We start from the raw sequence: 22,062 nt of genomic DNA, 5'->3' as shown, positions 1-22,062 counted from the left end.
CCGCCTTTATAAAAGAACCTGCAAAAACGTTTTTCGACTACTCCCAGTATCCCCCAAAGTGAAAACATCGATTGAGTGGCTTTGATAGCAAATCAAAGCGTACCTTTTCTAATAACGAAGTCAGCAAACTTCACTCGTTCTTCCTGCAGGCGTAATTTATCTATTTCAGCGGTAGAGCGGTAGATACCCCACTTAGGGCGGATAAAATCCTCGTCAGATACACCTCGCCACATATCTATATCTATTTCGTTGATATCTACGATAGTCGCGTCGTCACGAACACGGGTTATTTGCATAATGAAGTTGCCTTCTTCTGCAAAGGTTGCTTGCACAAATACCTTAACCCACTCATCGGCGATATCGCTCCAGTTGGCTCGGACTAAATAAACATCACTGGTGCGAGAACCGTCAGAGTTAAACCCTACACTGTGTCTTACTTGCAGTTCCTTACCGGAGCTGTCTTTTTCGACAGCAGAAAGGGTAATGACGGGCTGATCGTCGTTACCATTACTATTGTCCTCAGTGTCGTTTCGCGCTTTAAGCTGGAAAAAGTGGCTAAACTTACTCGTTAACGACATATCGCTGGCGACATGGAAATACCATTCAAACTGCATGGTTTCCCCTTCGAACCCGAGTACTTCGTCATCGCTTTTATCATAAGTTTTTATTTCGTTGCGCTGACGGTCAGATTGAACACCTTTGTTGAAGTCGTCATCTCGGTGGGCTAAAAACACAAAGTGGGGGCCTATAACGCTATCGGTTTCCTCTAAGATATGCGGCGTAGAAGTATGATCGCCAGCGAATAAGTCGGGGGCTTCTACGCTGCCTCCTCCAAACACGCTTTCTATTGATGCGTAGGTTTCGCTTGCGCTTGCAGCGCCCGTGGCGCTCAACATGACTTCAGACTCTAGGGTAAACTCTGCTTGTTCTTCAGTGGGCGTTTCTCCACCACCTTGAGAATCAGGTACAGCTACAGATTGAGAAGTTGTATCACTTTTAGAGCTACTTCCACAGGCCGATACCGCTGTTATCACCAACGCAATTAAAAAGAAGTAGAAAAGTACTTTTAGAGTTTCTTGTAGAGCGTTTTCTTTTTTATTTTTTGTAGACACGATTTTTACCAAATGTTTCTTATTGGTTAATAAGTTGTTCTAAAATTGGTTAACCAGCAAGTGTAAACGTTATTCTATTTAGGAAAATCATAGAAATTTTATTTTTAATTCGAAGCGGGCCAAACTTCGAAAAAGAGAAACATCTAATAATTCTGGCGCCATAGCGTGCTTTGTAACCAACAAATCATTGCGCATCTGTGCAAATTCGTGAATTCATAATACACTGACGGGCTACATCGTGCGCACGTGCTCGGCTTCTATTCGATATAACGCTTTTTTGTATATCAAAGCAGGCACAAATTTTGTGCCGTGTGAGGATTCACGCGGCAGAGTTATTGATACAGGAACACTATGGCAGGCTTAAAACGTATTATTCTTATCGACACGCATTTACCAGGCGTGGTCGAGCTAAAGCTTGATGGACACACCAATATTTGTGGTACCAATGCGTCTGGTAAAACTACGCTTCAACGACTTATTCCCGTGTTTTACGGCGAATACCCTAGTCGAGTGGTACCCGCGACCCGTGACAGCTTTGAACGCTGGTATTTACCGCGTCTATCTAGCTTTATTATCTATGAATATACACGCGCTGAAGGTGACCTATGCCAAGCTGTTTTAAGCTCAAATGGGACCGGTGTAAATTACCGTTTAATCGGCAAGCCGTTTGAAATTAGTGATTATTTAATAGAACAAAAGAACGGCAAGCACGCCAGTGTAAGTAGCGCCGAGCTTGCACGTGCCATGAAGCGCAATAATATACTGGTAACAAGCTTACTCAATACCAAAGACTTCCGTGCAATCATTCAAAACGATCACGGGGTGCTCAACCAAAGTAACAATGCACGCGAATTATTAGGTTACGCCAAAATCTTTAGTTTGTGCGAACCTTCAAAGCATATGCGCCATATCGAAAAGTTGGCAAAAGCGGTGCACTCTAAAGAAGGCAAAATGGAAACCATCAAAGCCATGATTGCCGCTATTTTAGAAGAAGATGGCGTTACGCCACCTACTTCAGGTCTTAGCCGTCATCGTGTTGATGACTGGATTAAAGAATGTCACTTAATTAAACAGTTCGACAAAATTCGCCCTGAATTTTCTAAACTCGAACAAGCCGACATGGCGCTAACAAGCACAGAGCAAGTGCTTGCTAACCTAAAGCATAGCTTTGAGCTTGATAAGACCTATTTAGCCGCGCGTGTAGAAACCACAAAAAACGAGCTCGATGAAAACAGTTTTCAGCGCAAGCAAACTGATAGCGAATGGGGCGATACGAGGGATCACTTAAACCAAGTAATTTCCTCTGCCCGTGCTGATGTTGAGAAGTTTACTAGCGAACTAGATACGGTAGAGCGTGAATTCGATAAGTGGCAAGACGAAAATATTGAGCAGCTTAAAGAAGATGTTGCAAACCTAGCGCAATGGCAGAATGAAAAAGCCATGGCCGACAGCCGTTACGTTTTGCTGACGGAAAAGCATCAGGACATTGAGTCGGCCTACAACAAGCGCTTAGCTGAGCTAGGCGAAAAGCTTTCAATTACCTTAGAAGAAATGTCAGCTGCTCGACAAGAAGCTGCAGAGAATAAAGCTGAGCAACAGCAGAGCGAACGTGAAGCGTTAAGTCGCATCCAAAGCGATTACAACGGCCAGCTAAGCACGCTGCAGCAGAATTACCAGAATAGTTTAAATGATCTGAAAGTAGCGGAGGCTGAGCTTAAAGCCTCGCTCAGTAACGCTGGCTATAACGAGTTTGAGCAGTCTCAGCTAGACATTCTAGACGCAGCAATAAAAGAGGCGTCTATTAATGAAGATTCAGCCCGTGGCGAATTGCGACAAGCTCAACAGGCACACGCTAAATCAGTAGAATTTCGCAAAGGATGTTCAAATGCGTTAGACAAAGCACGCAACGCCTTTCAACAAGAAGAAAAAGCGGTTAATAAAATTAACGCGCTGCTGTACCCAGGGGAAGGTTCGTTACTTGAGTTCTTGCGTGCCAATGTGGACGACTGGGAGTTATCCTTAGGTAAAGTTATTCGCCCTGAGCTACTCGAGCGCGCAGATTTAGCCCCTGTTATGGCAAAGAATACCGACAGCGCCAGCGATACCTTCATGGGTGTTAAGTTAGCGCTCACTGAACTTGATACCCCTGACTACGCCTTCACTGAACAAGCACTTAAACAGCAGTTGCAAGAAGCTGAAATACGTCAGGCTGCCGCCCTTGCCGCGCAAAACGAATGTGAGCAGCGTTTAGCAAAAGCTAACGAGGACGTGCGCAATGCAGAACTCGTGGTTACTCAGAAAGACAACGCAGTTAAAAGCGCGGAAGCCAGTCGTAAGCGGGCACAGCAAGACCGCGATACGGTGCTTAGTGAATACCAACAAGCGCTTTCTGCACGCAAGCAAAAAGCTAAGACAAAGCTTGAAGCGAATCAGCAGTCTCAAAAGCAAGCAAAAGCTCAGTTCGAGCTTAGCCGAGACGAAATCAAAGATCAGCAGCGAGAAGCAGAAACCGAGCACAAATTTCACTGGCAGCAGCTTATTGCTGATAGCGAAGCGCGTATTTCTCAGCTTGATAGCGATATGCGAAAAGCAAAGGACAGTGCTGCTCAAGACCGCAAAGATATGCAAGATTGGCTAGAGAGCGAATTGAGCAATCGCGGTGTGGATGTTGATGAGATAGGTCAGCTTAAAAAGCAAATTAATAAGCTCAAAGAAGATATTACACGCACTGAAACTCATCGTCACAAAGTAGCTGACTACGAACGTTGGTACACTAACGTATTTACTAAGCAAAAAGTGATATGGCAGGAAGGGCTGTCGAAGTCACGTAAGCTCTTGGGTGAGTCGGAGCGTGACTTGGCAAGTAAACAGGCAAGTTATAAAGCTAATCGTGAGCAGCTTCAAGAACAGCACGCGCAGCTTGAAAGTACCCTTAAAACTGCCAGTGAACATTTAGAGCAAGTTAAAACGTTAAGTAAGTCGTTAGCTAAGCTGACTCTTCAGGCTGGAGACGAAACAGCAGAGATTAAGCATGATGATGTCAGTATTGGTCAACGCATCTCAGAGGTACAAAGTCAGCTTCAGGAACGCGAAAACTTATTGAGCGATGTACGAGCTTATGTAGAAAGGTTTGATCAGCTTATAGCAGCGCAAGCAGGTACAGGTCTATCTGACACCTGGGAGCGCGCCCGTGAAGAGTGCGCAACGTTGAACGCTCACGGCGTGAAGAGCTTTGATCACCGCCGTATGGTGTCGCATTTGGCACAGCTTCTGAACGTGATTGTTCCGCAGAAGCTACAGGGCTTGCGTGAGCAAGGCCGTATCTTTGGTGCCGATCTTTCGCAATACTATTTTGTTCTTGCCGATATCGACAAACGCATTGTGTCGCAAAGCCGCCGTATTACCCAAGAGGTCGACGGCGACCTTTCTCTTGATGGTGTATCAGACTCGGCTGTTAAAATTCGCTCACGTATTAGTGAACTTGAATTTTGGCCTGAACTTGAGCAATTTAGAAAGCTCTATGAGCACTGGATGGAAGAGGGGGCTAACGAGTTACCGGAAGAAGAATACGGTCAAAGTATGCGTCGGGTTCTTGATATTCTTGGCCGTGCAGCGCTTACGGGCGGCATTAGCAAGCTACTTGATATCGAGCTACACCTACGTGAGGGTAAAAGTGACCTTGTTATTCGTACCGACCGTCAGCTTAACGAGTCATCAAGCCACGGTATGGCCTACCTAATTTTGTGTAAATTCTTACTCGCTTTCACCCGTCTTCTGCGGGGCGATGCTGACGCTACAGTGCATTGGCCTATCGATGAACTAGGTACACTTCACCAAAACAACGTGAAGAAAATCTTTGAAGCGTGTCAAAACAATAACATTAGTGTAGTCGGCGCATTCCCTAACCCAGAGTCAGAAGTATTGACGTTGTTTGAAAACCGCTACTTGATAGATAAGGTAACCCGCCAACTGCAGGTGGTTCAGCCAAAAGCAAGCTCTATAGGGGCGCGCATTAAACAGAAAAAAGAAGCAGAAAAGAACAGTGAAGTAGCAGGTGAGGAGACATCAGCATGATGACAGAACAAGGCCGTGTACTGAGTGCACTTTTACAAGGCGCGTTTATTTGTCAGGTGACCGATGAAGAGGCATGGCGTTTTCTTAAATCGAGAGACAACGCTGCAAAGCTAGAACCTCACTTAGCGTTGCTGAACCGAGCACTCTCAACGACCGCTGAAGGTGATGTTTTCTTTGCTAGCTTTCTCACCATAGGTGAAAACGAGCGCAAAGTGCTAACCCAGCAGTTCCAAGATACGGCGTCTAACCTAGTCCCTTTGGTCGAGTGGTTATTGCTGGTTCAACAAGCCAATGAGTCTGACATGCCAATAACCATGGGCAGCGCTATTCGTTTAAACGAGCTGCAAACAACCATTGAAGACACGCCGGCTTATGCAGAGCAACTTGAGAAAATTTCGCGCTATCGTATGTTTGGCTCTACCAGCGTGAATTTAGATGGACAGCTAAAGCAGGTTTTTAAACGCTTAACAGAAATGGGTTACCTGATTAAACCTAACCCGGATAAACAAATCTATTTGGGCACAGGTAAAATAGAGCACCTTTACGAAATGCTGCGTTTTATCGACGAAACCGAAGCGCTGAGTTTATCTGAGCAGGCGGAGGCCGCTATTTCGCAAGGTAGCTTGATATGAGCCAGGTTTTAATTCAGGCGGGGACCAAACTATTAAATGCACTGGGTCGTCACAGCGACCTTATTATGCAGGCGTATGTTAATGGTTCAGTGAAAGAGCGCGACCACAGCTCAAAGGTATTGGAGCAACTCGTTCAATTGGGAGTCTTATGGCGTCCCGAAGCGCAAAGTGAATTGCGCTTAAAGAGCGCGGTAAGAACGCTTCTAGAAGGAAGCTTGCAAGACGAACGTAACCGTACAATTAATGCGAATATTGGTGCGTCGCTGGCTAGTCTTAAAACGTTAACCGAGCATTATAAAGAAGCGCTTCACTACAACAAGTACAATGAAGCGGCAGCCCACATGGGTGATTTAACAGAGCACGTCTATCAGCTTTCTGAATCACTAAGTAACAGTGTGCGTGTGATGTTCGGCCGTATTAACAATGAATTCGGTTATGTGTCGTCGGTGGAAGCTAAAATTCGCGAAAACGAGTTAGCGCAGGGGCAGGTAACGGATTTGCTCGCTCAGCTTGAATGTTTCCGTTTCGATGAGTTAAGTGAACTGGCTGGGTCTAACCGAGAACTACGCCATTTATTGGTGGTGTCGCTACAGCAGCGCTTTGCCAAGGCCGCACAGGAGTTGTCAGTAGTACAAGCACGCTTATTAGACTTGTTGGGTCGGTTCAGAGAGTTCCAAGGTAGAACACGCTTGCTTAAAGGCTTCTTGCTACACATGGAGCAGCAGCCTGATTTTGCGCCAGGCAACTACGCTAACCTGACTAACGTACCTGTGTTGTTTAACCAATCGGACGCGATTATTGCTAACGCTGCTCCAGACGTGAACAACGTTGAGCATGAAGCCGATTACCAAAATATAGTGGCGTCGTTAACCCACGTACACAAACGTCAGACTAAGCACGAAGACACGAAACCAGTCGACATTGATGTGACTGAGCAATCGACCTTGTCACTTGAAAAAGATCCATTGCAGCAAGCGGTAGAAGCGTATTTCTGTGAAGTCATCGATTCCGGTCAGCCTAAAACGGCGCTGGATTACTTTGAAGAACAGGCTTTAGACTTTGACCCCGAAGTGTGGATTTATCAGGTGATCGGGGGGTATCAAGCCCTAAACGATGAAGATAAGCAGTTTTTTGCATTAGAATCCCACGGTAATAACGATAAAGTCTATACCGGTAATTTCTACATCAACGACATCACGTTGGGCTTGCGTTAACGTCATTTCTTAATTTTACCCATCGCCTGTAAAAGTAAGTCTGGCCCACGTTTATTAAGGGTGTGCCAGGCTTTCATACAACGTCAACGGTTCAAATTTAAACGTAAGTTAACAATGTTGATTAACTTCGTTCTTTTCTTTTTCACGCCAATTTTTGCGATGTGTGACACTTGGAACCTGTCAAAAAACACCTATAATGCAATAGGCGTTTACACTTGTTTAACATTGTGAACTAAAAGCTTCATCGCTGCGTAATGTTACCGTCAATCGAGCGGTCTATATTGTTAGTCCTGTAGCCTTTGGAACCAAAGTAAAGGTGGACAGGTCTTAAAAGCAGTCAATAAGCGCTTCAATGCTTTCGATGTTTAATAGCTCGATGTAGGCACAGAAAATTTTCGCTACTGCTAGGATGCAGAGCATGTTGTGGTACTGGTGCGTACAGTACGAAGAGGAAGAGAGTTATGCAATTATCAGAACAACAAAGTTTTAACCAAGCCCTTATCAAGCTTTCAGTTTTACTTTATCAAGTCGATGGAATGGTAACATTGACTGAACAAGACTACCTGAATGCTATGGTTGAATCGTTAGATTGGCAAAGCCCAATCTGTCGCGAAGCATTTCTAAACGACACTATTTATCAAGCCCGAAAGGCCATTGATACTGGCGATACTGTCACTTTCTTAAAAAGCCTCAAAAATGACCTATCGTTTGACGCAGACAAAACGTTAGAGGTGGCTATGGCGATTACCGGTGTAGATGGTGAGCGAAGTGAAGAAGAAACCGAGCTTCTATCATTACTTACTCATAAATTACTCGCCAAGGCATTAGTTTCTGGTAAAGATACATTACAATAATTGCTTTACAGCATCGTAGGTGTCTTTCTAACTAATGCGAAAAAAGTTGCGCGAGCTAACGCGCCCCAAAGTGCGTCCAGAAATACAAGAACACTCAATGAAAGCAGCATATTTGTGTGCTGCTTCTCTCTCGCTATTCATGTTAAACGGGTGCTATACATCACCCAGCTCTCAAGTAAGTGCGTCTCAATTTAGCGCGTTTCAATTTAAGGCAAGTACACAAGCGTTCCCAGTTGGTGTGCAACCCTTTGATGATTATTTAAAAGACGTAGAGGGCTACCTTTTAAAACACAGGGCATTTATATCCGACAACAAAACGCAAGAAATTACCATGAACATGCCTTTTGAATGTGGCACACAATACCGCGACATCGGTGTGTTGTTAGTTCATGGCCTTGGCGATTCACCTTATTTCTTTCGCGATGTAGCAAACGCCATGTGTAATGAAGGCATTCATGTAAGAACCATCTTGTTACCTGGGCATGGCTCAAAGCCAGGGGACATGCTAAACGTTAACTATGAACAATGGCAGGCAGAAACCAACCACCACATAAAGCTGTTTTCTGAAGAAGTAGATAACCTCTACATTGGGGGCTTCTCAACGGGGGCAAATTTAACCACTATTGCAAGTTTCTCTATGGCTGAAAAGCTCGATATTAAGGGTCTAATGCATTTTTCACCGGCCTTTAAGTCACGCTTTTTTGTGTCCCGTTTGGCCCCTTATATCGATTCATTGTTTCCTTGGCCGAATGTAGAAGAGGAGGATAATCCAAGTCGCTATAATTCTACCGCTATGCCAGGGTTCGCTGCCTATCAGGAAAGCGTAAACGTGCTTCAAGAGTTGTTTTCTCAATCAGAAGGAAAGCGAACTTTGAACCTTCCTGTGCTAATGGTGGTGGCCGAAAAAGACAGCGTGGTTGATACCAAAAATATTGCTGAAAAATTCGGAGACAATTTCACTCACCCGCGTAAGTGTATATTGTGGCAGGGCGAGAATAAGCCTGAAGTGCCTGATAATACAATCATTATGCAAACCATGAACTTACCCGAGAAACGAATTAGTGCAGCTTCTCATATGAGTACACTTTTTTCTGAACATAACACCTTGTATGGAACGGAAAGTAGGTTTCGCATTTGTGACAACGGACAAGGAAGTGATGCTGAAGCCCGCTGCAAAGCAGGGGAGGAAGTATGGTATGGCCCCTGGGGCTTTGAACCAGAGATAGAGAACACTAAGCTTATCAGTGATCAAGAAGAAAGAGTATATGCAAGGCTCACGTATAACCCTTACTTCGATAGGATGGTAGATCAGCTGCTAGCCTTTACTGGCAAGACTAAGGTTGAAGCCTTTTGTAAGACCTAGTAAGAAGTTTAGTCCTCATAAAGCGATTATTTGTCTTTCGTATTTCTGCAGCATTTCAGCTAAAAACGCCTAAGCCAGTGCGTAATAACAATTGTGTTTGTTACTACGCCTGTGGCTTAGGCGTCTCTTTTATTTCTTAACGCTCTCTGACTGGCAAAGCGTCTATCTATTCTCGGTCTGAAAAGGGGGTATGCTCAGAGTGAGCTAGTATAAACGTCTCAAACATCGCTTAGATAGGCACTGAGCCTACCTAAGCGGGAATTTTCTAAGAGTGCTGTGCGTTAGCTTCTTCCATCTCTCTTTCAAGCTTAGCGCTTTCATCTGCACGAGGTTTGGTGAAGCGTGCTAGTGCTAGGTAAAGTACAGGCGTAAGGTAAAGAGTAAATACTACCGCGATACCCAGCCCGCCGAAGACTACCCAACCAATTGCATTACGTGCTTCAGCACCTGCACCCGTAGATAGAATCAAGGGCAGGCCACCTAGAATTGTAGATACCAAGGTCATCATAATGGGGCGTAAGCGCACTTTGCCTGCTTCAACAATAGCATCATAGATATCATAACCTTTATCGCGAAGCTGATCGGCAAACTCAATCAATAGAATAGCATTTTTGGCAAGTAGGCCAATTAACATAACTAATCCAATTTGCGAGTAAATGTTAATACTAGTGCCGGTTAAAAACAGCGCATAAACAGCGGCAGCAATACCAAAGGGCACGGTAAGCATAACTACAACAGCGCTATTAACACTTTCAAATTGGGCAGCTAGTACAAGCAATACAATAACAAAGGCTAAGATATAGGTTAGGGCAACCTGCTTAGAGGTTTCTTCAAAGGTTTGTGCTTCACCTAAAAAGACCAATCCAACGCCATCGGGCAGAGTATCTAGCGCTAGCGTGCGTATTTGTTCTACCACCTCACTAAGTGCCACATCTTCTGGCAGTTCCATTTCCACTTTGATGGCCCGTCGCTGGGCTTGACGTTCTAGTTCAGCGGCAACGCCTTCTTCGCTAATAAATGCCACACTAGAAAGCGGTACTAAATTTCCATCAACGCTTTTTACATACAGGCTGGTTAGCTCGGACGGGTCTAGCGTACTGCGATTATTCGTTTGCAGCATAATAGGAATAGCTTGGTCGCCTACGTTTAAATCGGCAATGTCATCGCCATTAACGGCAGCACGCAGCGTACTGGCGATGTCGGTAAGCGGCACGCCTAATTCCTCTGCACGACGGCGGTCTATATTTACGCGCATCTGTGGTTGAGTAGGGTCATAGCTAATTCTGGGTCTGCCAAGGTCGGGCAGTTTTTCTTCAAGCTGACGGGAAAAGTTTTGCGCTGCTAGAAAAATGTTTTCATAGGTATCACCGGTAAGCGCAATTTCTAAACCGCCACCTTGACCGCGCAAATTAAGGCTATTGCCACCAAAGGCGTTACCAGGAGCACCGGGTATTTGCTGTAGTTTAGGGCGAATTTCGTTTACGACATCTTGAAGTGATTTATCCCGTTCATCCCAATGCTTAAGCGGAGCGGTAATAAATACAATGTTCGGATCCCAAGAGCCAACAACGGTGTAAATCGAATCTATGGTGCCGTTTTCAACATAAGGTAGCAGCAGCTCTTCCATCTTTTCAGCTTGTCTATCCATAAAGTTCAGCCCTGCGCCATCAGGGCCGCGGGCAAATATACGAATTGTGCCTCTATCTTCGCTTGGCAAAAGCTCATTATCGATATTTTGTGACAATATATAAGCACCACCGCCAGCGGCTAGACTAAGTATGCCCACTACCCATCCATACTTAAGGGCTTTTAGCAGTGAAGCTTGATATACACCAAGGCAGGCATTACCAAAGCGTCCAAAGGTTTTACTAAACAAGCCATCGCTTTTTGTCTCTTTCACCTTAAGGCGCGCGGTAAGCGCAGGTACCAAGGAAAGTGCAACAAAAGAGGAGATAACAACTGCACCAGCTAATACGCCACCAAACTCTCTAAACAAACGCCCTGCGGTAGAGGGAAGGAAAGCGATAGGTATAAATACAGAAGCAAGCACAGCGGTGGTTGCCACTACGGCAAAAAACACTTCACGTGTGCCAATTACGGCAGCAGCACGAGCACCTAACCCCATACTTCTGCGACGCTGAATATTTTCAGAAACAACAATCGCATCGTCCACAATCATACCCGTGGCCAAAACAAGGGCGAGCAGGGTAAGAATGTTAATTGAAAATCCCATGCCCCAAATAATTGCCAAGGCACCTGCTAGCGATACAGGAATAGAAAGCGCTGGAACAATGGTCGCACGCCAAGAACCAATAAATACCAGTAACGTCACTACTACTAAAGCAACGGTAAGGCTAAGCGATATCACAACTTCTTTCACAGAATCTCTAATAAACTCCGCGTCGTCAGCCGTTACGGTGATGTGCATGTCGGTGAAGCGCTTGTCTAGGTCTTTGACCATAGCTAGCACTTCGTCAGAAATTTCTATGGTGTTTGAGCTAGCTTGTCGAATGACACCTACACCGATAACTGGTGTGCCGTCTAAGCGAACCACGCTGGTGGTATCGGCGGGGCCAAAATAAACACTGGCGACATCATTAATGCGAATATCGCCACTTACAACAATGTTGCCAACATCTTCTGCGCTGACTGACGTTGCATCAGCGCGCACAATAAGCGCCTGTTCTGCCGACTGTATACTGCCTGCCGGAACATCAAAAGGCGCGAGCGATAAGGCGTCGGCTATATCACTCATGGAAAGACTAAAGCTCGTGAGGCGAAGCGGGTCAACGGATACGCGCAAGACACGTTCTCTATCTCCGTTTAGGGTAACGTCCGCAACACCGGGAATGCTGAGAAACAAAGGCGCTACGTCTGTATCAACTCGCTCAGTGAGTGTTTCCATATCCAGGGTATCACTAGAGATAGCAAGGCTTACAACCGCTTGAGCATCGCTGTCTGCGCGAATGATTGCCACTTGCTCTACGTCCTCAGGAAGTTGACGCTGTACGCGACTTACTGATTCACGCACTTCATTGGCTGCATCTTCTAAGTTGACGCCAGGGCGAAACTCTACACGTACGCGTGCAGAGTTTTCTTCGCTTTGCGCGTATATGTTTTTCACACCGCTAACGCGGGCAACTGCACCTTCCAGTCGACCCGTAACTTCTGCATCTACGGTTTCAGGGGAAGCGCCGGGAAATTGCGCTGTAACTGTAACGCGAGGGGTATCAACATCGGGGAGTTCTCGAACCTCAAGCCCGCTTAAAGCGGCAAGGCCTGCAATGGCAATAAGCAGGTTTAGAACAACAATTAAAACTGGGCGTCGTATTGAGAGTGAGGGAAGATCACTGACTGAAGACGATAGATTTGGATCACTCACCTTGAGGCCCTCCGGCCAATTCAGTAGTAATTTCTTGGCCTGTACGTAAGCGCTGTACACCTTCTGAAATTAATGCGTCGCCTTCTTCAATATCGCCGGATACTAAGATAGTTCCTCTTAAACGCTGATGGACACTTACATCCACACGTTTGGCTTTCCCATCTTCAGCAAGCCAAATATACGCACCGGTTGCTCCCCACAGTAACGCGGCTTCAGGCACGGCAGCGTAGCGCTCACCTTCAATGCTCAAATTAACCCTAAAACTCATACCCGGACGGAATTTATCAGATGAGTTATCTAATAGTGCGCGTGCACGAAGGGTGCGATCAGCTTCATTAATACGAGAATCGACTTGCGCTATTTCGGCTTTCACCAGTTGTTCTTTATCGCTCCAAGGTTCAAGTGTGACGGTCGGTGCATTTAGCAAAACAGGAAGGGCGGCTTCAGGAGCTTTGAAATTGATAAAAAGCTTGCTTCTATTATCGAGGGTGGTGATAACCGTCTGTTCGTTAATCCGGTCTCCAACCTCTACGTCAGTAATACCAACAATGCCGTCAAAAGGCGCGACAATATGTCTGTCTTCTAAATCTGCTTTCGCTTCTTCTAATGCGACCTCAGCAAGGTCGCGCTGAGTGCGTGCTAGGTCTAGTTCGCTAACGGGCACTGCACCTTGTTTATAGCTTGAGGCTAAGCGCTCTACCGTACGCTGGGCATCTTCTAAAGTAAGCTTAGCGCGCTTCAAGGCAGTTTGTTGTCGTCTATCGTCAAGGCGAACCAGAACCTTACCTTTCTCCACCGATTGGCCCGGTACGAAGTTGATTTCTGTTACTTCATCAGAAACGGCAGGGTATAACACAATAGAGCGCACGGCTTCAGCACTGCCAACAGCTTCTACTTTTCGTGTTTCGTTCATAAATTGAATGGGCTTGGTCACAACAAGCTTCGCTTGTCTATCTCCCATAAACTGCGCGTTCGCAGTTGGTACCATCACTAAAAAAAGAGCACAAAGACGTGTCCATGTCTTTAATGCATCATAGACTGAATATTTCATTTTAAACCCGTAGCGTTAGTTAAGTTTACTCTGCTCGTCACTGTAGAGAGCGGTAAACCCTTTATTTTTGTATGACCAAAACGGATGTTTAATAGCCGATTGGTTAACCTAATTGTTTGTACCGTATAGCACCACAGGCGGTTCAGCTAAGCAATTGCAGTTCAGCGTATTCCCTGTACAGGGTATCGCTTTTCATCAAAGTAGCGTGATTGCCACTTCCCACAACTTGACCTTTATCCATGACCAGAATACGGTCTGCATGCTGTACCGTGGCTAAACGATGGGCAATGACAATGCTTGTTTTACCTACCATTAATCTATCAATGGCTTGCTGAACCATACGCTCACTCATAGCATCAAGGGCACTTGTTGCTTCATCAAGAAGTAAGATTGGTCGGTCGGCTAAAATAGCGCGCGCTATAGCGATACGCTGTTTTTGCCCACCAGAAAGCTTTACGCCCCTTTCGCCCAACTGAGTGCTATAACGTTCATCAAGGCTATCAATAAATTCGTGAGCAAAGGCTTGCTTTGCCGCATTTACAACGGCTTCATCGGAGGCTTCAGGACTGCCATAACGAATGTTCTCCATCACAGTATCTGCAAACACCACGGGCTCTTGAGTGACTATCGCAATATGTCGCCTTAAAACATCAACGGGCATTTTATTAATCGGCATCCCGTTAAACAGAATTTGCCCGCTGTTTGGGTCGTAAAAACGCATTAGCAATTGAAAGAGGGTGGTTTTGCCTGCGCCACTCGCGCCAACTAAAGCAAGGCGTTCTCCAGCTTTTATATCAATGTTCAAGTTATCAAACAAAGGTTTACTATCTGGATATGCAAAGGAAACTTTGTCCAACTGAATTCGAGGGGCAGCCTTGGAAATTGAAACCTTATTTTCAACCTCTTTGACGTTAGATTCCACTGTGTGCTTAGGCTCGGTAATTTTGTTCGCCTCATCTGATACAGGTTTAATAGCTGACTCAGTAGTAAATAGTTCGTATAAACGCTCGCTCGCCCCCACACCGCGCTGCACTTCGCCTATGACTTCACTAATAGTAGCCACACTGCCGCCAGCCATAACGGCATAGAAAAGAAAGGCAGAAAGTTCGCCTACTGTCATGGTTCCGTCGAGTACTTGCCTTGCGCCTACCCACGCAATAAAAATAATAGCTGTCATGCTGATACACATAATGCAGCCAATCAGCAATGAACGGTAATGAATACGCTTTTTGGCTACGTCCATGGCAAGCTCAACTTTTCTCGAAAAATGCAGGCGCTCAGCATTTTCAGCGGTGTAAGCTTGTACGGTCATTATTTCATGTAAACTTTCATCAATACGCGCGCCTAGGTCTGCCACTTTATCTTGGCTTGCTTTTGCATAACGACGAACTTGGGGCGCGAGTACTTTAATTGGAACGAGTACTGCCGGCACGGCAACAATTACACAAAACGTCAGCAGTGGGCTGGAAAAGGTCATTAACGCCAATGCACCTACAAAGGTAACAATAGAACGCAACGTCATGGATAAGCTCATTCCCACTACGGTTTGGATGATTGTCGTATCGCTGGTAAAGCGAGATATTACTTCTCCTGTTCGAAGCTCTGCGAAAAATGACGGCGGAAGCGAGAGAAGATGCGCATATACTTGGTTTCTAATGTCAGCGCTAACTCGTTCGCCAAGCCAAGTCATTAAGTAAAAGCGCGCATAAGTTGCCAAACAGGCGATGAAAGTTATTGCAAGCACCATAACCGTCGCTTTGTTTAAGGTGTCGGCAGCATTTTCGATAAAGCCGCTATCTATTGCGTATTTAATGCCTTGTCCAAGCAGAAGCCATGCGATAGCTGCGGTAAAAAGGGCAATGACAGCGCCTACAACTCGCGTTTTATATTGAAGTAAATGTGAGCCAATCCACTGTAAGACTTGCTTTGTTGATACGGTTGGTAGCGGTGTCGTCAAAATTACCTCGTTGCGTGCATTACTTCTTTATAGCGCTGTTTTTAAAGCGCCATTTGACATCGATGATTGGATTATACGGTAAAGTGTGTACATTGGACGTAACCAATGCGACTACAGCGACAGTATTTACGCTGGGATGAGAATTGAGTGAAGCAATAAGCGAGTAACGCAGCTAATTAATAAAGCTAAATATAGTTAGCGTTAACTTGAGTGAAAAACTAAGTGTTTTCGTTAGGCAGCGGCCGGCAAAGGTAACAATAATGGAAGAGAAGCGAACTTTATATTACGTGCACGACCCAATGTGCAGCTGGTGTTGGGCGTTTGTTCCCACTTGGGAAAAAATACAAAGTGACTTGCCCAATGATATTGAGGTTGTCTATTTGCTTGGCGGTCTTGCACCAGATAGTGATGTACCGATGCCTGAACAAATGAAGCTTACTATTGCTGGGTATTGGAAAACTATTCAAGAACGAGTGCCAGGCACCCAGTTTAATTACGACTTTTGGACACAATGTCAGCCTCGCCGTTCTACCTATCCTTCGTGTCGAGCAGTTATTGCGGCAAAAGCTCAGGCTAAAGATAGTGGAGAAGCTAAAATATTAGAGAAGGCAATGATCAAGGCAATTCAAGAAGGGTACTACTTGAACGCAAGAAACCCCTCGGATTTTGATACCTTGATAGCATTTGCTGAAGAAATAGGGCTTGATGTCGAGCGCTTTAGATTAGCGCTTAACAGTGCAAGTACAGTTGAGAAACTTAACGAAGAAATGCATATAGCTCGTAGTATCGGCGCTCAAGGGTTCCCCAGTTTAATACTCAAATCCAACAAACTCTTTGAGGCAGAAGAGACAGAGTCACAAGAGCTTAAAAACGCACAGTGGCAAAACGTTCCCTACGACTATAATGACGCAAGTGTAACCTTGCGCCACCTATAACCGTCGTTTAAAAATGGGATAGGTTTAAACGGTGCCTTCTTTGCATTGTTCTAATCGCGTATTACCAACAAAATATTATAAGTTAAACAAGACTTTTACTTGCATTGAACGGTGATATCCGTATAATTCGGCGGCCTTCCAATTGGCGTCTAATTTTTGGTCGTTAAATGAAGGCTTAAGTTAACGGTAACGCTACAACGAGTTTGAGGCATTTATGGTTACTATTCGTTTACAGCGTGGTGGCGCGAAAAAGCGTCCATTTTATCAACTAGTGGTGGCTGATAGCCGTCGTGCAAGAAACGGTCGTTTCATTGAAAACATCGGTTTCTTCAACCCAACTGCACAAGGTCAAGCGGAACGTCTTCGCGTAGATCTAGAGCGTGTAGATTACTGGGTTGGCGTAGGCGCGAGCTTATCAGAGCGCGTTTCTAGCTTGGTAAAAGAAGCGAAAAAATCTGCAGCGTAAGCTGTTATTAACTGGTGGTATAGATGAGTCTAGCGTCTGACAAAGTGATTGTTGGCAAAATTGGCGCACCGTACGGTGTTAAAGGTTGGGTCAAAATCAACAGCTATACAGAAACGCCAGAAGGTATTTTCGAGTACACGCCATGGTTTCTTGGCGAAGAAAAAGAATACCAAATTGACCAGTGGCGACCGCACGGTAAAAGCCTCGTTGCAAAAATTGTGGGCGTTGATAGTCGAGATGATGCCGAGCGCATCAAAAACTTGGATATCAACATAAATGCTTCACAGCTGCCTGATTTAGGCGACGAAGGGGTTTATTGGCGTGAGCTCACCGGCATGAAAGTAGTAACAACGCAAGGTTACGACTTAGGTGTGGTGAAAGAAGTGTTTAATACAGGTGCTAACGACGTGATCCACGTTAAAGCGAATGTAGGCGATGCTTTTGGTCAAAAAGAAAGACTATTACCTTTTGTGTTCGACGAAGTCGTACAAGAGGTAGATAAAGAAGCGAAGGTCATTAAAGTTGACTGGGACCCGGGGTTTTAAGTGACACCGGAAAAGTGGTTTGGCGTTGTTAGCCTGTTTCCAGATATGTTTGCCCCTTTTACCCAACAGGGTGTGATAGGACGAGCTGTTAAGTCTGGAACGGTATCGGTTGACACCTTCAACCCCCGTGACTTTACACATGACCGCCATCGTACAGTAGACGATCGCCCCTACGGAGGCGGCCCCGGTATGCTTATGATGGTAAAACCGCTAACTGACGCGATACAAGCCGCCAAAAAAGTGGGCGGTGAAAAAAGTAAGGTGATCTACTTATCACCCCAAGGGAAAACCCTTGACCAAGCGGGCGTACAACGCCTTGCTAATATTGACCGCACAATTTTAATTTGCGGGAGATATGAAGGCATCGACGAGCGGGTAATCGAAAGCCATGTAGATGAAGAAGTGTCTATTGGTGATTACGTGTTAAGCGGCGGTGAACTACCTGCAATGGTCCTTATGGACGCGGTTGCTAGGCTTGTTCCCGGTGTGTTGGGGCATAAAGCTTCAGCAGTTGAAGATTCTTTCACTGACGGTCTTTTGGATTGTCCGCATTATACGCGGCCCGAAATACTTGATGGTCAAAAGGTACCTGAGGTGTTGTTAAGTGGGGACCATGAAAAAATTAGGCAGTGGCGATTGATGCAGTCATTAGGTAGAACCTGGCAGCGTCGCCCTGAATTGTTAAATCACCTAGCTCTGACTGAGGAGCAGCAGCGTTTGCTTGAATTATTCCAAGCGCAACTGCAGCAAGATGACAGTTAACTAGGACGAGAGGATATGATGAGCAAAGTCAGTCAAGATATCATCAAAAAAATCGAAGAAGCACAGCTAAAGACTGATGTTCCTGCGTTTGGTCCAGGTGACACAGTAGTTGTTAAAGTTCGCGTTACCGAAGGTGACAAAGAGCGTCTTCAGGCATATGAAGGTGTTGTTATCGCTAAGCGTAACCGTGGTCTGCACTCGTCTTTTACCGTGCGTAAAATTTCTAGCGGCGAAGGCGTTGAGCGTGTGTTCCAAACACACAGCCCGGCAGTTTCTTCAATTGAAGTTAAACGTCGCGGTGCGGTTCGTCGTGCTAAGCTTTACTATCTACGTGAGCGTTCAGGTAAATCTGCACGTATCAAAGAGAAGCTTAACTAAGATTACTAATCCTTGCGTTATTGTTAACTTCGAAAAAGCCCGCTTTAAGCGGGCTTTTTTGTGCCTGAAATTCGATCTTTTTCTTGTTCCGTCCATTACATACATTAAGGTTTTTTAATAGAGAGCAGAATGACTTCCGAATATTTTATTGTGCTAGGCATTATGGGGGTCGCCTTCTTCGCTATATCAGGCGCACTGTTGGGGCATGAGAAAAATATTAACGGCTTCGGAATAGTGGTTGTTGGCGTTATGACGGCGCTCGGCGGAGGAACGCTAAGAGATTTACTTTTGGGAAAACCGATATTTTGGGTAGAAACCTCAGAATACCTTTTAGCAACTTACAGTGCGATCATCGCTACAGTGTTATTAATACGCTACTTCCCATCCCCTTCAAACTTTTACTTCATTCTGATTGATACAATAGGGCTCGCTATATTTAATGTAATAGGTATCGAAAAAGCCTTAATCAGCGGTACAGGGATGATTGTTGCTTTAACCATGGGAATGACAACAGGTATCTTCGGTGGTTTGATGAGGGACGTGGTGTGCAGAGAAGTGCCTTATGTTATGCGTGGCGATGTCTATGCGAGCGCTTGTTTTGCGGGGGGACTGACCTATGCTGCGCTATTTGCAGTGGATATACCCTACATTTGGTGTATTTTAGGCTCTGTTGGCGTAACAGTTTTATTGCGGATAGCATCACTTCATTGGGGAGTGAATGTAGACTTGTTCAGAAAACGGACGTCGAAGTTTTCAGAAAAAAACACTAGCGATAAATAAATCTATTTATTAAAAATATACAATATAAGGCTGTGTTACCCCTTCGGTTTACACAGCCTTGCTATATGTAATACCCGCCCTCAAAGCTAATTAAGCCATAAGAGATAGGGCCTCAATTAGTGGCTTATTTTCGCTGTCTATAGTGTGAATGATATGTTTGTGCAGTCGTTTTTTGTGTTCACCAAATATACCTCGCTTTTTATCAAAGGTTTTTGCGTAGTTCAGTGCACCTTCAAGCAAGCTTTCTTGAGTGTCGTACGCTTTCTCTACCACATGATCTTGCTCTAATTCTTTGCCGGAAACACGTCTTCCTGAAAGCTTCATTTCGTTGAACCGATAATAAGGCATCGCCTTTTTAACAAACTCAATCATTCCCGGCAAAAAGGGAATAGACAAATCTACCTCAGGGAAACAGAAAAAGCCTTTGTCTGAGCGCATGAACCTAAAATCGCAAGCACACGCTAAAATTGCTCCATTACCAAAGGCGTGGCCATTGATGGCAGCGATAACAGGAAGCGGGTAAAGGAGCAGGGTTTTAAATACATCATCCATATCATGCATAAATTGCTTTATTTCTTCTGTGCGACTCGCTTTCATAGCCGGCATCAGCCAATCGGTATCAATGCCTAAGCTAAAGCATTTCTCATCGTTTGATGTGATCACCAGTGCTTTACAGCTTTCATTGCTTTTAATAGCATCTAAAGCTGAAAGCATCTCTTTTGCAAATATAGGGTTATGGCGGTTTTCACCATTTGTCATGGTTAATGTAGCTACGTCGCCAGTATAAGTGATACTTAAATGTTGCATTGTGTTCTCGTTATAATTCCTTTGTGGCAATCATACAAAACCTAGACAATAAATGAGAAATTTAGCTTATTTATGCCCGTTAATAACCTGAGATAAATAAATCTAAGATACATAAATTAAAGATACATAAATTTAAAGTGCACGGAGGTGTGCATCAGTAACGTAAGCTTGCTTGGCTTCTTCGGGGATCAAAAGTGAAGAAAATATATATTAAATTCATTGCTAATCTATTGGGATTATCGGTGTTGATGTTTGCTGCCTGGAGCTTTTTTGCTGGTATCGAGAATGCCAGAAAGATGTTATTTGTAATAGCAGTATTATCGAGTGCGATGGCTGGTGAAGTACTTATGGGTGACGCTTACAAATTAGGGAAGCAAAGTAAAAAGGATTAAACCTCACTGCCGATTAAAATTTGAGCTTTAAATATAGAGCATTGCCATTTAGTCATGCTCATTGGCTTCGAATCTACCCTAGATTAAAGTATTATTCGTTATTGCTTGCGCTATTATGCTTAAGTTGTTAAAAAGTCAATGACGTTAAAGAAATATAGAAAAAGCTGGTTGTACAATAAAGTTTACATGCAGATTGCACACTCTTTTGGCGTTTAATTTTCCGTTTTTATTTGTAGTTAAGAGAGTAAGAGAACTCCCATGATCAAGGACACCGTAAATAATGTTCACGTAAGTACAGAAGATGTACTTATTACCCCTGAAGCGCTTAGTGCTGAATTGCCTGTGTCAGACAAAGCGTTAGCGGCGATATCAGAGTCGAGAAAAATTGTATCAGATATCATTCATCGCCGTGACCACAGACTACTTGTTGTATGTGGCCCCTGTTCTATACACGATATTGAAGCAGCCAAAGAGTATGCGCTTAAGCTTAAAGAGCTTCATGAATCATGCAAAGATACGCTGTTTATCGTTATGCGTGTGTACTTCGAGAAGCCGCGTACTACAACAGGTTGGAAAGGCTTAATTAACGACCCTCATATTGATGGTACGTTTGATATTGAAACAGGTCTTCGCAAAGCAAGAGAGCTTCTAATTTGGTTAGCTGAGTTGGAATTGCCTGTTGCGACAGAAGCATTAGATCCAATAAGCCCTCAATACCTTGCTGAGCTATTTAGCTGGGCGGCTATTGGTGCGCGCACTTCTGAGTCACAAACTCACCGAGAAATGGCCAGTGGCCTGTCAATGCCTGTGGGCTTTAAAAATGGTACAGATGGAAGCCTAGATATTGCAATTAATGCGCTTAAATCTGCCGCCTCAGGCCATCGCTTTATGGGAATTAACAAGCAGGGGCAGGTAAGTATTATCGGTACCAGTGGTAACCCAGACGGCCATATCATTTTGCGCGGCGGTAAGCAGCCAAATTACGATTCGGTATGTGTATCAGAATGCGAAATCGAGCTTCAGGATGCTGGGTTGACTGCAGGACTAGTGGTTGACTGTAGTCATGCAAACTCTTCAAAAGATTACCGCCGCCAGCCGTTAGTTGCGCAGAACGTGGTAAATCAAATCCTTGAAGGTAATCAATCTATCATTGGCGTTATGCTGGAAAGTCATTTGAAGCCCGGTAACCAAAAAGCGGAAGGTAAGAAGCCCGAAGAACTAGAGTACGGAGTTTCAATTACAGACGGTTGTATCGATTGGGAAACAACAGAAAACTTAATCTCTCAAACCAGAGATAAATTAATAACTGTGTTACCCTTACGCCAAAATAAGCGCACGGTGGCCTAATAAGAAGTGAC

Annotated in this window: 18 protein-coding genes; 13 read left to right on the top strand and 5 right to left on the bottom strand. The window is 44.7% G+C overall.

Features of this window, described 5'->3' with window-relative positions; all coding sequences use genetic code 11:
* Positions 1–92: 92 nt before the first annotated feature.
* Positions 93–1,112, bottom strand: coding sequence for a heparin lyase I family protein (locus ACYTPF_RS03860; protein WP_461851269.1), 1,020 nt, complete (start codon positions 1,110–1,112; stop codon positions 93–95).
* A gap of 351 nt (positions 1,113–1,463) precedes the next feature.
* Between ACYTPF_RS03860 and ACYTPF_RS03855 the strand changes: the two genes are divergently transcribed.
* The 5 genes from ACYTPF_RS03855 to ACYTPF_RS03835 all read left to right on the top strand — a co-directional run bounded on the left by ACYTPF_RS03855 (position 1,464) and on the right by ACYTPF_RS03835 (position 9,249).
* On the top strand, positions 1,464–5,186 hold the full coding sequence (locus tag ACYTPF_RS03855; RefSeq protein WP_461851268.1) for an ATP-binding protein: 3,723 nt from the start codon (positions 1,464–1,466) through the stop codon (positions 5,184–5,186).
* Positions 5,183–5,818 carry a hypothetical protein gene (locus tag ACYTPF_RS03850; RefSeq protein WP_461851267.1) on the top strand — a complete coding sequence of 212 codons (636 nt, stop codon included), beginning with the start codon at positions 5,183–5,185 and terminating at the stop codon, positions 5,816–5,818. Before ACYTPF_RS03855 ends, ACYTPF_RS03850 begins: the two co-directional genes overlap by 4 nt.
* Positions 5,815–7,032 carry a phosphoenolpyruvate carboxylase gene (locus ACYTPF_RS03845; protein WP_461851266.1) on the top strand — a complete coding sequence of 406 codons (1,218 nt, stop codon included), beginning with the start codon at positions 5,815–5,817 and terminating at the stop codon, positions 7,030–7,032. The genes ACYTPF_RS03850 and ACYTPF_RS03845 overlap by 4 nt, the downstream gene beginning before the upstream one ends.
* Positions 7,033–7,493: 461 nt before the next feature.
* Positions 7,494–7,886, top strand: a complete 393-nt coding sequence (locus ACYTPF_RS03840) for a TerB family tellurite resistance protein (protein ID WP_025254566.1) — start codon at positions 7,494–7,496, stop codon at positions 7,884–7,886.
* A 34-nt stretch (positions 7,887–7,920) separates the two neighbouring features.
* Positions 7,921–9,249 (top strand): alpha/beta hydrolase, encoded by a 1,329-nt coding sequence (locus ACYTPF_RS03835; protein ID WP_461851265.1) that lies wholly within the window; start codon positions 7,921–7,923, stop codon positions 9,247–9,249.
* Between the two features lie 265 nt (positions 9,250–9,514).
* Here ACYTPF_RS03835 and ACYTPF_RS03830 read toward each other — a convergent pair whose 3' ends face one another.
* The 3 genes from ACYTPF_RS03830 to ACYTPF_RS03820 all read right to left on the bottom strand — a co-directional run bounded on the left by ACYTPF_RS03830 (position 9,515) and on the right by ACYTPF_RS03820 (position 15,639).
* Complete coding sequence (locus tag ACYTPF_RS03830) at positions 9,515–12,631, bottom strand: efflux RND transporter permease subunit (protein WP_461851264.1); 3,117 nt, start codon at positions 12,629–12,631, stop codon at positions 9,515–9,517.
* On the bottom strand, positions 12,624–13,682 hold the full coding sequence (locus ACYTPF_RS03825; protein ID WP_461851263.1) for an efflux RND transporter periplasmic adaptor subunit: 1,059 nt from the start codon (positions 13,680–13,682) through the stop codon (positions 12,624–12,626). The genes ACYTPF_RS03830 and ACYTPF_RS03825 overlap by 8 nt, the downstream gene beginning before the upstream one ends.
* 142 nt (positions 13,683–13,824) lie before the next feature.
* Positions 13,825–15,639, bottom strand: coding sequence for an ABC transporter transmembrane domain-containing protein (locus ACYTPF_RS03820; RefSeq protein WP_461851262.1), 1,815 nt, complete (start codon positions 15,637–15,639; stop codon positions 13,825–13,827).
* A gap of 260 nt (positions 15,640–15,899) precedes the next feature.
* Here ACYTPF_RS03820 and ACYTPF_RS03815 point away from each other — a divergent pair, with 260 nt between their 5' ends.
* The 6 genes from ACYTPF_RS03815 (at position 15,900) to ACYTPF_RS03790 (ending at position 19,505) form a co-directional block, all read left to right on the top strand.
* Positions 15,900–16,574 carry a DsbA family protein gene (locus ACYTPF_RS03815; RefSeq protein ID WP_461851261.1) on the top strand — a complete coding sequence of 225 codons (675 nt, stop codon included), beginning with the start codon at positions 15,900–15,902 and terminating at the stop codon, positions 16,572–16,574.
* A gap of 214 nt (positions 16,575–16,788) precedes the next feature.
* Positions 16,789–17,040, top strand: coding sequence for a 30S ribosomal protein S16 (gene rpsP / locus ACYTPF_RS03810; RefSeq protein ID WP_163084733.1), 252 nt, complete (start codon positions 16,789–16,791; stop codon positions 17,038–17,040).
* A gap of 23 nt (positions 17,041–17,063) precedes the next feature.
* Positions 17,064–17,585: a ribosome maturation factor RimM gene (gene rimM, locus ACYTPF_RS03805; RefSeq protein ID WP_179982811.1), complete on the top strand. Its 522-nt coding sequence runs from the start codon at positions 17,064–17,066 to the stop codon at positions 17,583–17,585.
* Positions 17,586–18,347 carry a tRNA (guanosine(37)-N1)-methyltransferase TrmD gene (gene trmD, locus ACYTPF_RS03800; protein ID WP_179982812.1) on the top strand — a complete coding sequence of 254 codons (762 nt, stop codon included), beginning with the start codon at positions 17,586–17,588 and terminating at the stop codon, positions 18,345–18,347.
* An 18-nt stretch (positions 18,348–18,365) separates the two neighbouring features.
* Positions 18,366–18,725: a 50S ribosomal protein L19 gene (rplS, locus tag ACYTPF_RS03795; protein ID WP_024015986.1), complete on the top strand. Its 360-nt coding sequence runs from the start codon at positions 18,366–18,368 to the stop codon at positions 18,723–18,725.
* Between the two features lie 129 nt (positions 18,726–18,854).
* A complete protein-coding gene (locus tag ACYTPF_RS03790; RefSeq protein ID WP_461851260.1) occupies positions 18,855–19,505 on the top strand; it encodes a trimeric intracellular cation channel family protein in 651 nt (216 codons plus the stop codon).
* Positions 19,506–19,595: 90 nt separating this feature from the next.
* Here the strand turns inward: ACYTPF_RS03790 and ACYTPF_RS03785 are convergent, their stop codons facing one another.
* Positions 19,596–20,312 (bottom strand): enoyl-CoA hydratase/isomerase family protein, encoded by a 717-nt coding sequence (locus ACYTPF_RS03785; RefSeq protein ID WP_179982814.1) that lies wholly within the window; start codon positions 20,310–20,312, stop codon positions 19,596–19,598.
* Between the two features lie 194 nt (positions 20,313–20,506).
* On the opposite strand from ACYTPF_RS03785, the gene ACYTPF_RS03780 reads away from it, so the two are divergent.
* Together ACYTPF_RS03780 and ACYTPF_RS03775 are read left to right on the top strand one after the other, a co-directional pair.
* The gene (locus tag ACYTPF_RS03780; RefSeq protein ID WP_461851259.1) at positions 20,507–20,704 is read left to right on the top strand and encodes a hypothetical protein; all 198 of its coding nucleotides are present in this window, start codon (positions 20,507–20,509) and stop codon (positions 20,702–20,704) included.
* A gap of 258 nt (positions 20,705–20,962) precedes the next feature.
* A complete protein-coding gene (locus ACYTPF_RS03775; protein ID WP_118489815.1) occupies positions 20,963–22,051 on the top strand; it encodes a 3-deoxy-7-phosphoheptulonate synthase in 1,089 nt (362 codons plus the stop codon).
* The last annotated feature ends 11 nt before the right edge of the window (positions 22,052–22,062 follow it).

The organism is Alteromonas sp. HB246098 (genome assembly GCF_054890645.1).
Note: the sequence above shows the minus strand (reverse complement) of the source record. Positions and strands in the feature narration are given on the sequence as shown.

Excerpts from the sequence above, each read along its gene's own strand:
- ACYTPF_RS03855 (WP_461851268.1), top strand. The coding sequence starts at position 1,464 with ATGGCAGGCTTAAAACGTATTATTCTTATCGACACGCATTTACCAGGC.
- ACYTPF_RS03850 (WP_461851267.1), top strand. The coding sequence starts at position 5,183 with ATGATGACAGAACAAGGCCGTGTACTGAGTGCACTTTTACAAGGCGCG.
- ACYTPF_RS03845 (WP_461851266.1), top strand. The coding sequence starts at position 5,815 with ATGAGCCAGGTTTTAATTCAGGCGGGGACCAAACTATTAAATGCACTG.
- ACYTPF_RS03840 (WP_025254566.1), top strand. The coding sequence starts at position 7,494 with ATGCAATTATCAGAACAACAAAGTTTTAACCAAGCCCTTATCAAGCTT.
- ACYTPF_RS03835 (WP_461851265.1), top strand. The coding sequence starts at position 7,921 with ATGCGAAAAAAGTTGCGCGAGCTAACGCGCCCCAAAGTGCGTCCAGAA.
- ACYTPF_RS03825 (WP_461851263.1), bottom strand. The coding sequence starts at position 13,682 with ATGAAATATTCAGTCTATGATGCATTAAAGACATGGACACGTCTTTGT.
- ACYTPF_RS03815 (WP_461851261.1), top strand. The coding sequence starts at position 15,900 with ATGGAAGAGAAGCGAACTTTATATTACGTGCACGACCCAATGTGCAGC.
- rpsP (WP_163084733.1), top strand. The coding sequence starts at position 16,789 with ATGGTTACTATTCGTTTACAGCGTGGTGGCGCGAAAAAGCGTCCATTT.
- rimM (WP_179982811.1), top strand. The coding sequence starts at position 17,064 with ATGAGTCTAGCGTCTGACAAAGTGATTGTTGGCAAAATTGGCGCACCG.
- rplS (WP_024015986.1), top strand. The coding sequence starts at position 18,366 with ATGAGCAAAGTCAGTCAAGATATCATCAAAAAAATCGAAGAAGCACAG.
- ACYTPF_RS03790 (WP_461851260.1), top strand. The coding sequence starts at position 18,855 with ATGACTTCCGAATATTTTATTGTGCTAGGCATTATGGGGGTCGCCTTC.
- ACYTPF_RS03785 (WP_179982814.1), bottom strand. The coding sequence starts at position 20,312 with ATGCAACATTTAAGTATCACTTATACTGGCGACGTAGCTACATTAACC.
- ACYTPF_RS03775 (WP_118489815.1), top strand. The coding sequence starts at position 20,963 with ATGATCAAGGACACCGTAAATAATGTTCACGTAAGTACAGAAGATGTA.